Genomic DNA, 15,089 nt, shown 5'->3' with positions numbered 1-15,089 from the left:
AATCCGAAACTAAAGGATTAGCTTAACATAATGTCTCACTATTCATAATGAATAGGAATCTCGTTATAGAAGCAGCAGTTTTTATGCTACAACTCTACATTCAACTAACTAAAATCAATGAAAAAAAGAGCAGATAGTCCGCTCTTTTATGATGCCTCCTTATGTTCCGTGGAATGTTTAACACTCCCCAGTCTCTTTAGTTTATTCCACCCTACCGCTACTCCTCGAAGCGATGAGAATATAGATTTAATGACAACATAAGTCATAAATTGACGATAAATAAAACGTTGTAAAATTAACCATACTAATGGTTTCGGATTTTCTTCCTCTAATTTAAATGCGAACAGAGAAGCGAGAAGATCCATTAAAAAGAATACAAAATAAAATCCTAAAACTTTTAGCGGATTACTACTAAATAGTCCTATAATCATTAATATATCTGCAAAAGGAGCAATGAATTGCAAAACATATTGAAATAACCACATATTAGGAAGTGCAATAAATCCTAATGTTTTATGTTTTGAATTACACAACGCTTTTCGATGTTTCCAAAGACATTGAAGTGTACCATATGACCAACGATATCGCTGTTTAATGAGACTTTTCACATCCTCAGGTGATTCCGTAAAAGCATGCGCTTTTTCTTCATATACAATTCTATGCCCTTGACGTAAAAATGTAATAGTAAGATCGGTATCTTCTGCTAATGTATCTTCGCTTAAATATCCAGATTCAACTACATTCTTCTTGCGCCACGCCCCAATAGCTCCTGGAACGACTGTAATACAATTTAACTCATCAAAAGCTCTACGTTCTAAATTAAACCCTGTAATATACTCAACATGTTGCCAAGTAGTTAACAAATTCCGTCTATTCCCCACTTTGACATTACCTGAAACTGCAGCTACATTCTGATCTTCAAAGTGTCTAACCATTAAAGAAATAGCGTCTTGCGCAATAATAGTATCCGCATCTAAAGTGACAATGATTTCTCCTCGCGATTGTTGAAACCCTAGGTTCATTGCCGATGATTTCCCGCCGTTTTCTTTCTGAATGAAACGAACTTTAGGGTGTTTATAAAATGTTTCTTTCATTACTTTTGACGTACCATCTGTCGATCCGTCATCCACAACAATAACTTCAAATTCTCTATAATTACTATCCAAAATTGAGTGAATCGTCTTGGCTATCACCTTTTCTTCATTATATGCCGCTATGACAACACTAACAAAAGGTTGATAAGACGAATTAATATAGCGAGATAACGTCTGTCTTTTCTGCTTCCATGCAAAATAAATTAAGAATAAAAATCGAAAAATCCCTAATCCAATAGCAATATAAAAAATAGTTGTTAATATATGCTTAAAATATCCAGCTCCTGAAAAGACAGCTTTATTGTAAAGTAAATATTGCTTCCCCTCAGAAGAAACAGGAGGCATAATTTCATCTCGTTCTTTATTCATTAAATCTGAAATTGTTACAAAACTATATCCATGCTTTTTTAGGTCTTTAATAATGATTGGGAGCGCCTCTACTGTATGTGTACGATTCCCTCCCGCATCATGGAGAAGAATAATATTTCCCTCTCCCTTATAAATGGGATTAAGAGCACGCTTTACTAATTCATTTGTTGATGGTGTTGCCCAGTCTTCGGGATCAACCTTTTCCGCTACCATTGTATAGTTCATATTTTGTGCACGTAAAATAGGCAATATTTCATTTGATGAATCCGGGTTAGCATCCGCTTCATATGGCGGTCTAAATAAAACCGTAGAATGTCCAGTTACTTCCTGAATTAAACGTTGCGTCGTATTAAGTTCTACTTTCGTTCGTAGTAAAGACGTATCAGCTATGTTAGGATGCTTGAAAGTATGATTGCCAATTTCATGCCCTTCATCGTATATTTTTTTTACAATACTAGTATTTAGTTGTGCGTTTTCACCAAGTACAAAAAAAGCAGCTTTTATTTGATTCTCTTTTAATATATCTAAAATTTCTGGCGTATATTTCGGGTCTGGTCCATCATCAAATGTTAATACTACTTGTTTCCCATTTGGTTTTCCATATCGTTGCACTTCATATGCAGATGGTAAGGATTGATATACTTCATCTGTAAGGTAACCATCTTTGCCTACTTTAAAATCTCTCAATCCATTTTTTCTTTCATTCTCAATCTGTAAAATTTCACCTTGTCCAGAATAATTTACTTCATCTAAACTATTGATTTTATGTAATACATTAGGATTTTTTTGTGCCTCAATCGGATTTTTTAAAACTTTCCATATTGTAGGGTCTTCTGCTCCTAGTCTCCATAACGCAAATCCCTTTGCATTATTGTCCATTGCGATTTTCACTTGATTATAAAGAGTTACACCGTCTAAGAACCAAGCAGTATGTTCTTTCCCTTCTGTTTTATACCTAAAATAAGGGTTTCCACTCATTTTATCCCATTGAATTTTCATATTTGAATCATGAGCCATTGCCATAATTTCTGAGAAAGTTAAAGACTTCGCAGCTTCTTTACTATTTACTTGCCAATCATATCCATAGTTACCGAAAGCAACTATAAGCTTATTAGACGGAATATTCAGTTCTTTCAATGTATGTTGGAACCATTTATTTGAAGCAATTGGTCCTGGTTCCCCGGCTCCATAGTGCTCATCGTACATCATTACAATCATTCGATCTATTATTTTTGCTAACGCACTATAATCAAAAGCCTTATCATTAGCTGGAACATCTTGTGTAACGAGCAAATCATGTTCATGAAATTTCGTAGTAAGTTCTTTCATAAAATTTGTTAAGTTTTCTCTATCACTTTCAGGTACGGCCTCAAAGTCAATATTGATTCCTGAAAAATGATTCTTTTTAACTTGGCTTACTAAATCATTAATAAACTTTGTCTTTACATCATTTGAGGAATTCAGTAACTTATGAATTAGCCCACTATCAGGACCAGAAGCTTCCTCAGTATAGTTAGTAAGCAAAGGCATAATCTTCACTTGATTCTTTTCTGCCAACTTTACTATCTCAGGTTTTATCTCACTTCTAATCGTTAAATCTGCTTTTAAATGATACCACTCTGGTACTAACGTAGTTAATGAATCGATATTTTCTTTTAGAGAAGCGGTACTATTTTCATCCCAGTTTACATAAAAACCATACACTTCTTTAGGATGTTTACTATCCTTCGGCGGATTCACCAAATTTTTATTATCCTTCGTTTCGGTATTTAGGTTAAATTCTTCCTTCTTTAACTGCTGATCACTAAGTTTTTGATTAATTGGTACAAGTTTAGTATCTTGTTGTACAGCGGTATTCATATTTGGAATTTCTGGTGTTGAAAAAATACTTTGAAAGAAAAAATAAAATACAACACCTACACTAACTATTGAGATACATAGAAACCAAATAAAGGCTATGTTTCTCCTTCCTTTCGGATCATAAAAAACAGGTTTTTCTTTATCTTTCTCTTGTTGAATGTTTTTCTCCATTATATTTTTCACATACTCCTTCTTAATAGAACTATAGAATAATAAAGTGCAACTTTAATCAGTGAGGGCTTTGTTCATCCCCCACGGATTATCAGCCCAACTCCCACAATAGCGAGAGAAATCCTTTTAGCTTTGAAATGAATCTCTCACTTCCATATTCTATTGATTCTTCTTTTCATTCCCTTGCTGGTGGCCTCTATTTTCTTGTTGAGACCCCCTACCATTGTTCCCTTGCTCGTTTCCACCATTTTCTTTCTGGGATCCTCTTCCATTGTTCCCTTGCCCATTTCCATTATTCCCTTGTTGAGACCCTCTTCCGTTGTTTCCTTGCTCGTTCCCATTATTTCCTTGTTGTGATTCTCTTCCGTTGTTCCCTTGTCCATTTCCATTATTTCCTTGTTGTGATCCTCTTCCGTTGTTCCCTTGCCCATTTCCATTATTTCCTTGTTGTGATCCTCTTCCGTTGTTCCCTTGCCCATTTCCATTATTCCCTTGTTGTGATCCTCTTCCGTTGCTTCCTTGCCCATTTCCATTATTCCCTTGTTGTGATCCTCTTCCGTTGTTCCCTTGCTGATTCCCATTATTTCCTTGTTGAGCTTCTCTACTTTTATTCTCCTGTTGATTCCCTCTATTTTCTTGCTGAGATCCTCTTCCATTGTTTTCTTTTATTTGCTTCGATGACTGTTCCTCTGTTTTCTTTTGTTCTTTCTGCTCTTGCTTTTCATATTTTTTTTCGTCTACAGGAGATAAATCCATTGATGCATCAGGAGATGACTCCGGCTGTGATTGCACCTCTTCTTCATTTTCCACCTGATTAGGCGGCGTGGCAGGAGGCGTAAGCGATTTGTTTTTCTCATTCTCTTGCTTTATATAGACACCTGTGCCAATTCCAGCTTTTCTAGCATTCTCTCGTACTTGCATCGTGCTACTTTGATATTCAACTGTAATATGTTTTAACTCATATTCTTTCTTCAATTCTTTCATTGCCTTTTCTAACTGTGGTTCTAGCGCCTTGTCCTTTGCAACTGCTGTTAGCATAACTTGCTTATCATTCGTTAAATACTTATCCTCTTGGCTTTGCTGTATAATAGTACGTACTACTTCTTGCAATTGTTTATTTTCCCATTGCTTCAATTCTTTTAAAATACGCCTTCCATCATCATTACAAGCCTGTAAATCTATAACACGAAAATCCTTCGTTACGCTCACCTCTAAACTTGGATTTATATCAACTGAGACGTAAGCAAATACTTTTTCTTCTGGTTGGTTGTAGAAAAACAGCACTGCAAATAGAAAACAAGCAACAAGTATTGATGCAGGTTTTAAAAAGGAAGGGATCGAAAAATGCGATGCTTTTTGTTCTTGCTCATCAAATGAGATTTCCTCCCCAATCATGCAAGAATCCCCTTTTCTTTTACACGTAATAAACTCTCCATTTGGTGTTAAAACAACTACGCTATGCTTTTTTATATCCATCACAATTCCTTTATTCATCATGCTTTTCCCCTCTTATGTAATCCAGAATATATGTATAGTTGTTTGCAAAAATAATACACATTGCAATAATGTATTTTCTATGTCGTTCCAACGTTTTACGACTTACCCTAACACGCGGTTCAATATGTTTAAGCGGTAACTTTTTCTTTCGGAACAGCTCTTCCATCATTTCCTCTTCTTTTATAATAACTTTTACAATTTCTATTAAGTGCTCACGCGTATCACGATGCTTAGGAGATTCTTTAGCAAGCTCTGAGAATGTGATTTTAAACTCAGCTAGCACACTTTGAAAATGAAGAATTTCCTCCTTACGGTTACTATTTTCCATCTCTTTCATATACTCTGTAAGCGACACTTGCATTTCTAACATTTCCTCTTGCTCATCTTCTTTTAAAAAGACAAAGTTATGTTTAGACTCCTTACGTATATAGTCAATTACATCTCTTTTTATAAGAAGATCAGCAAACGCTAAAAAGGATTTTCCTTTTGTATATGAATACTGTTCAATTGCTTCGTTAAACGCAAACAATCCAATGCTATATTCATCATCCTGTTCTGTAATATACCGGCGGCAGACAGATGAGATTGATTTTCTAATAAAAGGTTGATACTGTACGATAAATGCTTCTTTATCTTCTTCGTTGTTTTGTATGTTACATACGATATCTTCTATTTTCGGTTTTCTTAAGATCTTCATTACTAAACTCAACACTTGTAATCTCCCAGCCTCCTTCAAATAGCAAAATGGCCACTACACAAGTGACCATTTAACCAGATTTTCTTGGTACTTTTCTTCGGTCTTGTTTTCTTGCTGTTAGTTATATTTTTAGAGTCTAACGTTTTCTTAATGATTTTTCCTTTTCTCTCGGCACTACAGTTAAGTTTGTATTTTTATCTACTTTCTTATTTTCTACCGTTCGTTTTGCTTATTCTCTTTCTATTTTATCTGCAATCCTTGAATAACTCTTCTTTATATAATTGGTAATTTCATCCTTCCATTTTGGATGCCCACTTAATCTAGTAATTTTATTAATGCTTCTATATTCTTTCATAGTCATTTTTCTTCTATTTATTTTCTTCACTATACATATTCGGAGGAATACATAGTTTTATGGGGGTCAAAAAATATTTTCATAAAAAAATACATATTTATTTCAAAAATAAAAACCATCAATTTGAAAAAAGATAATCAAATTGATGGTTTTCTTATAATATCTATTAAATTAAGTTGGATTCTCATTATATCTAAAAAAGTACTAGCTATCCTCTGCCGATTTTCTCTATTTTCATCTTTCTTGGTTATCATAATATGTCTTATCTGCGTATTTTCTATCATTTCCTTTTAGATAAGCTAAAATTACTTTTGGATTTTTAAGTAAAGTCCAGTCTCCATATGTATCAAATCTTCTGCATGAAGTTATCATTCCATTTTTAATAGTACCGAATTTCTTATTATTTTTCTTTCCCCACTCTTTTAAACGTTTAGCGAAATCTGCATCTTCTGCCATAAGCATGTTTTCATTAAATCCGTTGATTGCCATAAAGTCTTTTCTATAGCACCAAAAAATCCCTACAGATATAGCTCCGTACTTAAAAAGTAAGGGGATTATGATTAACATTGCGGAGAGAAATATTCCTAAAGATATTCTTTCAAACTTACCATTCACCCCACCACCAATGTATGTACCTGAAGCTAAATATTTATCTACATTAAACAACATAGACTCTGTCATTATGGTATCAGCGTCTATAGTAACGATTATTTCTCCACTAGCTATTTTAGCCCCTGCATTTCGAATTTTAGATAAGTTTTTATCGTTATTTTTCAATGTAACACAATTATAAGATTTTGCTATTTCCTCTGTTTTATCTGTACAACGATTTAAAACAACTATAACTTCCGTTTGCTCTTTATATGCCTCTGATGCCTTTGCAATTGAATCTAAACATTTTCTAATGTACTTTTCTTCATTATGCGCAGGAATTATAATAGAAAACTTCACATCTTTTTTCAAATTAACTCCTGAAGATTCGTTTGTCTCAGTCATAATATTCCCCCCTTATTTTATAAGGTAAATATCTACTATACATAAATTATATTAATATTTATTAGGTTATATTATAGAAACTGACGGTAAAGAGGCTCTTACTGTCGACGTTCAAAAGCAAGACGTACAGCAAGCCCCGTTAAAACACTTGCCATAAGCCAACGCTGTACTCGTAGCCACGTCGGGCGTGTGCCAAACCATTTTGCAATTTTACTTGCTGTACATACAATTACAAGGTTAACTATAAAGCTAACAGTGATTTGCGTAAGCCCCAAAACTGCACCTTGAAAAAGCAACGACCCCTTCTCTGGATCTTCAAATTGAGGTAGAAGTGATACATACAAAATAGCAATCTTTGGATTCAGAAGATTCGTCATGAGTCCCATCAGAAATAATTTCCTTGGTGGCTCATTAGAAATCATACGAGGTTCCATAATAGATGTAGCACCCGGTTTAATCGAATTCCAGGCGAGCCAGAGCAAGTAAGCAGCACCTGCCCACTTTACCGCTTCATATACAGCGGGAACAGCAACGAATAGAACTGTAAGTCCAAACATAGTTGCGATTATATAGATTACAAATCCGAGCATGATGCCCAATAAAGAAATAAATCCCGCCATACGTCCTTGCGTAATGGAACGGGAAATGAGGTAAATCATATTAGGCCCAGGTGAACAAACCATGCTAAGCGAAACAATTGCAAAAGCTACCAATGTACTCAAGCTGACCATAAACCTTCCCCCTTTATGTTACATAAAATTTCCTATTGTACATTTTATCATGATTGAGGAGAGAAAAGATTAATATAAACCGATGCAGCTAAGTAATATTATCGGATCGAATGTATTGTAATCACATACTTCTCATTCTCTTAAGTAAGGATCTAAGAGTACCCTATCCATAGAGCTACTAAAACCACTACAAATAAAGCTAAACAACATGTGATATTTCGAATCCACTTTTGTATATCACCAAAATACCTTTCTATATATAGCGTTGATAGTAAGCATAAGAAATAAAACAAAGAAAGGCAGCGAGGTATAGGTCCATTTTTATCTTCATGGCTGGAATTATACCCCTTACCAAACTTCTAAATAAAATGTATAGCTGAGTAGTTACCTTATTTCCCCAAAAAAATTCTGATTATTTCTTTTTCACTTCTTCTACAAATTCCCATGTCTCTCCGTTATCTTTTGATTGATAAAGTGCACTACTATCGCCATTGTAGTCTCCATCTGCCCCTTGTCCCACTAACATATTAAAAACCCCATCTTTCTCATATGGCATACTAGGTGAATCAAAAGGACTTATTGTGGACTGTGTATGATCTAATTTCACTTCATGCGGCGGATATTCTACCTTTTTGAAAGATACTCCCCCATCATCTGTGCGATATAACTCTCCTTCATTACCAGAAGGCCTAATTGCTCCTAAAAACCCAAGTTTATCATTTATAAAAGTGATTCCTGATACACTACCAATCCCCCCATTAAATGGATCTGGATTGATAACCTCCCATGTTTTCCCTTCATCACTAGTCTTGCTTAATGAATAAAAGGCGCTCCCTAATGCTTTATCTGTCATATTTAGTTTATAACCAACTTCTTTCGATAGGAAAAACTGTTCTTTTTCATTCTTTAAATCTTGTTGTTTCTTCTCTTTAAGCATATCTTCTTTTGGAGGCGTCTTTGATTTACTCCAACTTGCGTCACTTATTAAATTATATCTAGCAGGGACTAGCTCTTGCTCTTTTCCAGGGACAAATATAGATACAGTATATCCAATGATATCAGAAGCTGCTTTTTTAAGACTCTGCCCCTTACCATCCTCAGTAATATTAATAATTCCCTCTGTATTGGATCCCCAATTTCTTTTTCCATAATAAATCAACCCATACTTACTTTCATTCCATTTTCTAACCGTTTGCTTAACTGGAATCGCCTTAACCGTTTCAATTAAAGGTTCTACTAATTTATCATCATTATAATCAGGCTTTGCGTATCCGTCTCGTATTATAGTAATATCTTCTGACTTCTTCTTATTATAAGAGATTAAATAAGTTTCTTCTTTCCCATCATCATTTTTCCCATAAACAAATGTATCAAACGCTGTGATTGTTCCATCTGAATGAAATGTAAGATCAAAATCAGTTGCCATATACAATTTCTTTGGCAAAGGATATTTTTTATTTATATCTTCAAAAATACCTTCTACTCCAGACTTATATATATTATTATGTTTAAGTTTAACTGACCTTTCATGTTTTAACTTTTCTATAAACCATGCCAATTTACCATTGTAATTTATTGCACTTTTATAAATCTGCATCCCATAAAATGATGTAATTGCAACAATAATGATAATAGAAATGGATCTCCATGCTATTGAATTTGTTAATTTTTTAGATTCATATTCTCTATTTTTTATCACCCGCATTGTAGTAAATGTAGTTATGGATATAAAAAGTACTATACATAATAACAAAATGTAAATATTATAATTCATTCTTCCGTACTTACAGTATAAGGCCAACTCATAACAAAAAATCCCGTATACAATTATTAGTATTGGATTTGTTACTAATGACAGAAGTATCCTTTTTGTATTTTCTCTAAATATAGAAACCACCCCTAATTACATGAATTACTGATATTAAGTATACTTTATTGTAAAGTAACAAAAAAGCTATTTAATCTTGCCGCAAAAAATACAATAGACATCTTTCTATTAAAGCCGTTTACAAATCTAGTTGTTTCATAGACAATGGATTTTTGAGTGAATACTAAAGTTGCTTCATTTATATGAATTACAAATTCAAGCATGATGCTCAATAAAAAAATAAATCCTGCCATACGCCCCTACGTAATGGAATGAGAAATAAGATAAATCAAAATAGGCTCAGGTGAACAAACCATACTAAGTGAAACAAGCGCAAAAGCTAGCAAAGTACTCAGGCTCACCATAAACCTTCCTTCTTTATGTTACATAAAATTTCCTATTGTACATTTTATCATGATTGAGGAGAGAAAAAATTAATATAAACCGATGCAGCTAAGTAATAGTATCGGATCGAATGTAGTGTAATCACATATTTCTCATTCTCTTAAGTAAGGACTAAAAATAACCTATCCATAGAGCTACTAAAACCACTACGAATAAAGCAAAGCAACATGTAATATTTCGAATCCAATTTTGTATATCATCAAAATACTTTTCTATAAATGCAGTGTAAATAGAAAGCATAAGAAGTAGCACAATGAAAGTAAAAGATCCCAATTTATCGTTAAATTTTTCATTAGTAAATATACTTACATGAAGGAATAGAAAAACAAACGTTACTATGAATAGCTCAAATAATCTTTTTTTATTCAATCTGCCACCACCTTACAACAATTCCTTTTTATTCCATTTTATCAGAACATACTGTGTAGCAGTATATGAATATTATATTCATTTCAAAAAGGCCAACAATACAAGATCGTTAGCCTCTACTTTCCATATTCGCACCTTTTATCACTTTACTTCCTAACAACCGGAATCCACATTTCACCAAATACTAGGCCATTTCTCTGTCCCATCTCAACCGTTGTATTCGGTCCACCAACATAGGCAAAATCCTTTGCTTCTGGTAAAGCTTGACCGAAGGCGATGCCAGTAAGCTTATTACTTAGCTCTTTAGCCGTTTTGTCTTCCCCTTTCACTACTAAGTATTCTCCCCTCGGAAACTGAATCACTCTAGATTCTTCTTCTATTTGTGCTTCTGTCATGACACCCGCATAATACATCATTTTGTTATTCACCGCTTCGCTCACGGAAAAAATGTATTCATTTGTAGCTAAAGCTTTTAAAGTGTCCAGCCTTCCATCTTCTTTAACAGCCGACCAAAAGTCTTCCTTTTCTTTATTTATTCCAGCAAAGTTTGTGTATTCACTCTTAATTTCAGTTCCAATACCTAACACAATAAAGCTATCTTTTTCTTCTATAGTATAATTTTTCATATTCAAAACCTGCCTCTTTTTTTATTAATCAAACGATTTATCTTTTCATCTGATACGTTTATAATACCTTTAAACCATGTCAAAAAATGATACTGTTTAGGAGACCAAAATGAAAAAAGTTGAACGGATTAATACAATTATGCGGTATATCAACAACCGCTCTCACTTTACAATTTCTGAAATTATACAAGAATTTAACATATCACGGTCGACAGCTATCAGAGACATTAGAGAAATTGAAGCTATGGGAATGCCACTGGTCGCTGAAGTTGGGAGAACGGGTGGATATTTTGTTATGCATAATTCTATCCTGCCCGTTGTTCGCTTTACTGATAATGAAGTGAAAGCTCTTTTTATTGCCTTTATGGCTACGAGGAATCAACAACTTCCCTACCTAAAGAGTCGTCAATCTTTAGCCGAAAAACTACTAGGACTCATCTCAGAAACCCAGCAGGATGACCTTGTTCTTTTAAATCAACTCTTGCTGTTCCAAGGAACTAATCCTCATAATCCCGATCTACTTGAGCTTTCTGATCTCCCCCATCCTATGTTAGAAAAACTCATTCAAATCCTTCTTTTGGATAACCATTTATTGATTACCATTAAAAAAGATGAAGAAATTAAGTCTTATCCAATTTATCTATTACACCTTTATCAAGAAAAAAGCCATTGGATTATTGAAGGATTTGACTTAAAAGAAGAAAAGAAGTTAATGTTTCCTGTCGATGATCTCATCAATATCGAACCATACACGACGAATAAAAGGCTCAATAAGAAAAAGATTTTAGAAAAACTAAGTAAGAAGGCTGAAGCAATTAACCTTGTACTTGAACTTGGTCCAACAGCAATTGCCCAGTTCAAAAAATACCATCCTTTAAAAATTTTCAATATCTTATACTAATCCTTACCAATCCACAGCCATTTTAAAAACTTTTATCAATGTTAACAATCCCGATGAAGTGACGGAAATAATAAATTGGCTGCTTTTTCTAGGGAAGGATATTAAAATCAAAGAAATACCCGATGAAGTATTAGCAGATTTACAAAAACGAGTGTGCTTATACATTCCATAAGCAGTGAGCCTCAAATATTAAGCTTTATCACTGGATAATTATCCTATTTTTAAATACCATTTCATTTACTACAATGAGAGCATGATAAATAATAAAAGCACGGAAAATCTCCCGTGCTTTTCTAAATATATATTATTCCTGAAGGTTTCGTTTATCACGTTTCTTACCCTAACTGACGTTTAAATGCTTTACTGGCGAAAAAGTAAGAGATGACCATTATACCTACGCACCAAGCGAGCGCAATCCAAATATCGTTTCCAACAGTTCCTTCATATAAAAGAGCACGAATCGCATTCACGATTGAAGTTACAGGCTGATTCTCTGCAAACACACGAACAATTTTTGGCATCGTTTCGGTAGGCACAAAGGCCGAACTAATAAATGGAAGAAAAACTAGCGGGTACGAGTAAGCAGTCGCCCCTTCCATAGACCTCGCTTTCAATCCTGGAATGATAGCTAGCCATGTTAGCGCCAGCGTAAACATCCCAAGTATTCCAGCTACCGCGAGCCAATCTAGAATATTAGCACTGGAACGGAAACCCATTAAGAGTGCAACAAGAATAACCACCACGATAGTAAGTACATTAGCAACCAGAGAGGTTAGAACGTGAGCCCACAATATCGATGAGCGCTTAATAGGCATCGTAATGAAACGTGCCATCAGCCCACTCTTTACATCCGTAAAGAGTCGCACGGAAGTGTAAGCTACACTGGATGCGATAGCCATTAGCAAAATTCCCGGCAATAAATAATTAACGTAGTTTTCCGTTCCAGTTTTTATTGCGCCGCCAAACACGTAGACAAATAATAGCATCATCATAATCGGTGTAATCGCTACTGTAATAATTGTATCCGGACTGCGCATAATGTTACGCATTAAACGACCTAGTAATACACCTGTTTTACTTTTCATTTACATCTCCTCCTTTTTGCCAATGATCGCAAGGAATATTTCTTCCAATGTCGGTTGCTTCTCGATATACTCCACTTTTGCTGGCGGGAACATCTCTTTTAGTTCAGCAAGAGTACCTGTCGTAATAATTTTTCCGCCATGCAAAATAGCGATACGGTCTGCCAGTTGTTCTGCTTCCTCCAAGTACTGAGTCGTAAGCAAAATAGTTGTACCGCTACCAGCAAGTTCCTTGACTGTATCCCACACTTCGATTCGCGCTTCAGGATCAAGTCCAGTGGTTGGTTCGTCAAGAAAAATAACTGCTGGCGCCCCAATCAAACTCATCGCGATATCAAGCCGGCGCTTCATCCCGCCTGAATACTGATCTGCCCTTTGGTTTGCCGCATCAGTCAGGCTAAATCTTGCAAGTAGATTGTCAGCAACTTGAGCGGGATTGGAAACACCACGTAATTTGGCGATCATTATCAAGTTTTCCCTCCCTGTCAGCATACCGTCTAAAGCTGCGAACTGCCCTGTCAAACTGATACTTTGACGAACATGGTCTGGTTGACGCTGTACATCAAATCCGCAAATACTTACTTCACCGCTATCTTGCTTCATTAGCGTCGAAAGGATGTTAACCGTTGTCGTCTTTCCAGCTCCATTTGAGCCTAGCAGCGCGAAAATTTCTCCACGCTGCACCTCAAAATCTACCCCTTTTAAAACTTCCTTGTCTTTAAAGAATTTTTTCAAGCCTTTTACAGAAATCGCTGCATGACTCATACTTTTTTCCTCCCTATAAAAATGTTTTGCGAAGACTATTTATTTACCTCTATCTATTTAGTATCACTGATATTCTGTATTACTTAGTACCAAGTTAAAAATATAACTGAATAGCTATGATGGCAATTCATATGTGTAACCAGCTAATCAGTCGGTACTACTTATTCCATTTATTTTTTTCTCAATTTCTTCATAATACTTTCATTCAAATCTTCACGATACTTGGAGACGTAAGTTTTAGCATTTGCCACTAGTTCGTCAGCAAAGGAAGCCACGTCATCCCCAGTAATGTCAAGCACTTGTCTTCCTTCCGCTGCACCCGCTTCGAACAAATCGATTAATTCATACTGTATGTGTAACATATCCATCCCGTTACCCGCTGAAAAATTCCACATGTAGTTTTGAATTTTCTTAAATACAAATTGGTAGTCCTCTGGCAGAGCCTCAACTCGTGCCATCATCATTTTGTACTCTTTTTTATCACCAATTAACTTTTTGAACATTTCTAACATCTTATTTTCCTCCTTTTTTATAAAACCGAACAAGAAATTCTCAAAATATCGGCCGGAACATTTTATCTTATGAACCTATTTTGACTTCAAGACGTTAATTTTTGACGATACAAAATCCCATTTTTTCCAAAACAATTCAAGCTCCTGGCGGCCTTCTTCATTTAATGAATAAAACTTACGAGGCGGTCCCATATCTGATGGTTTCTTTTCAATATTCACAAGCTTTTTCTTCTCTAATCGTACGAGGATGGTATACACCGTACCTTCCACAACTTCGGTAAACCCAAGATCATTCAGGTGGCGGGTAATCTCATAGCCATACGTTTCACGGCGACTAATGATTTCCAGTACACACCCTTCCAGTGAACCTTTCAGCATTTCAGTTAAATTTTCCATGTCCTGATCCTCCTTTACCCCTATTCTGTCTGACTTATATTCAGTATCACAGAGTACTAAGGCGAATTTTTTACTGAACAGTTTTGTGAATCCGAACTATTCAGTATCAATTATTACATCTACATTGTATGACTAAGTAGTTATGGATGTCAACTGATTTTCAAATTTTTTCTAAAATCCGCTATTACCTATTGTCTACTGAAAATATTTTGAGAAACAACACTACTCAGTATTGCTTATTACAAGTACATTGTATGACTAAGTAGCGATGAATGTCAACTCGATTTTTATATTTTTTCTAAAATCAACTATTACCTATTCAATACCAGCCTATTTTCTTTTTTTATTTTGCCCCATACCTATCCCACTAAGAAAAGAAACTACCCCAAAACAAAA

General features: G+C 34.9%; 12 protein-coding genes and 3 pseudogenes. 1 reads left to right on the top strand and 14 read right to left on the bottom strand.

The genetic code is table 11. The features are described from left to right. Positions 1–146: 146 nt before the first annotated feature. The 10 genes and pseudogenes from ATL10_RS23715 to ATL10_RS23670 form a co-directional block, all read right to left on the bottom strand. Positions 147–3,494 carry a trifunctional glycoside hydrolase family 18/polysaccharide deacetylase/glycosyltransferase family 2 protein gene (locus ATL10_RS23715; RefSeq protein ID WP_090977508.1) on the bottom strand — a complete coding sequence of 1,116 codons (3,348 nt, stop codon included), beginning with the start codon at positions 3,492–3,494 and terminating at the stop codon, positions 147–149. Between the two features lie 159 nt (positions 3,495–3,653). Further along, complete coding sequence (locus tag ATL10_RS23710; protein WP_097924167.1) at positions 3,654–4,991, bottom strand: anti-sigma factor domain-containing protein; 1,338 nt, start codon at positions 4,989–4,991, stop codon at positions 3,654–3,656. After that, the gene (gene sigI, locus ATL10_RS23705; protein ID WP_002094101.1) at positions 4,981–5,703 is read right to left on the bottom strand and encodes an RNA polymerase sigma factor SigI; all 723 of its coding nucleotides are present in this window, start codon (positions 5,701–5,703) and stop codon (positions 4,981–4,983) included. The genes ATL10_RS23710 and sigI overlap by 11 nt, the downstream gene beginning before the upstream one ends. Positions 5,704–6,277: 574 nt before the next feature. Then, positions 6,278–7,039, bottom strand: coding sequence for a glycosyltransferase family 2 protein (locus ATL10_RS23700; RefSeq protein ID WP_000141007.1), 762 nt, complete (start codon positions 7,037–7,039; stop codon positions 6,278–6,280). A gap of 98 nt (positions 7,040–7,137) precedes the next feature. Then, on the bottom strand, positions 7,138–7,770 hold the full coding sequence (locus ATL10_RS23695; protein ID WP_023522590.1) for a LysE family translocator: 633 nt from the start codon (positions 7,768–7,770) through the stop codon (positions 7,138–7,140). A 152-nt stretch (positions 7,771–7,922) separates the two neighbouring features. Continuing rightward, a pseudogene (locus tag ATL10_RS23690) lies at positions 7,923–8,076 on the bottom strand (DUF3963 domain-containing protein); the annotation flags it as partial. Between the two features lie 106 nt (positions 8,077–8,182). After that, positions 8,183–9,667, bottom strand: a complete 1,485-nt coding sequence (locus tag ATL10_RS23685; protein WP_074048016.1) for a WD40/YVTN/BNR-like repeat-containing protein — start codon at positions 9,665–9,667, stop codon at positions 8,183–8,185. A gap of 169 nt (positions 9,668–9,836) precedes the next feature. After that, positions 9,837–10,002 (bottom strand): annotated as a pseudogene (locus tag ATL10_RS31965) (LysE family translocator); the annotation flags it as partial. 151 nt (positions 10,003–10,153) lie between these two features. Then, positions 10,154–10,411 (bottom strand): DUF3963 domain-containing protein, encoded by a 258-nt coding sequence (locus ATL10_RS23675; protein ID WP_110497616.1) that lies wholly within the window; start codon positions 10,409–10,411, stop codon positions 10,154–10,156. 146 nt (positions 10,412–10,557) lie between these two features. Continuing rightward, complete coding sequence (locus tag ATL10_RS23670) at positions 10,558–11,037, bottom strand: GyrI-like domain-containing protein (RefSeq protein ID WP_000801052.1); 480 nt, start codon at positions 11,035–11,037, stop codon at positions 10,558–10,560. Positions 11,038–11,146: 109 nt separating this feature from the next. Between ATL10_RS23670 and ATL10_RS23665 the strand changes: the two are divergent. Continuing rightward, positions 11,147–12,110: pseudogene (locus ATL10_RS23665) on the top strand (helix-turn-helix transcriptional regulator). A gap of 163 nt (positions 12,111–12,273) precedes the next feature. Here ATL10_RS23665 and ATL10_RS23660 read toward each other — a convergent pair. From ATL10_RS23660 to ATL10_RS23645, 4 genes are all read right to left on the bottom strand, one after another. Next, a complete protein-coding gene (locus tag ATL10_RS23660) occupies positions 12,274–13,023 on the bottom strand; it encodes an ABC transporter permease (protein ID WP_110497614.1) in 750 nt (249 codons plus the stop codon). After that, positions 13,024–13,785, bottom strand: coding sequence for an ABC transporter ATP-binding protein (locus ATL10_RS23655; protein WP_097924165.1), 762 nt, complete (start codon positions 13,783–13,785; stop codon positions 13,024–13,026). It abuts the gene before it with no gap. A 170-nt stretch (positions 13,786–13,955) separates the two neighbouring features. After that, positions 13,956–14,297, bottom strand: coding sequence for a DUF1048 domain-containing protein (locus ATL10_RS23650; RefSeq protein WP_000891986.1), 342 nt, complete (start codon positions 14,295–14,297; stop codon positions 13,956–13,958). A 75-nt stretch (positions 14,298–14,372) separates the two neighbouring features. Next, the gene (locus ATL10_RS23645; RefSeq protein WP_000429488.1) at positions 14,373–14,693 is read right to left on the bottom strand and encodes a PadR family transcriptional regulator; all 321 of its coding nucleotides are present in this window, start codon (positions 14,691–14,693) and stop codon (positions 14,373–14,375) included. Positions 14,694–15,089: the final 396 nt, after the last annotated feature.

The organism is Bacillus sp. 196mf, assembly GCF_003217275.1.
Lineage (GTDB): Bacteria > Bacillota > Bacilli > Bacillales > Bacillaceae_G > Bacillus_A > Bacillus_A thuringiensis_S.
The sequence above is the reverse complement of the archived record's forward strand: the minus strand, read 5'-3'. Positions and strand labels throughout refer to the sequence as shown.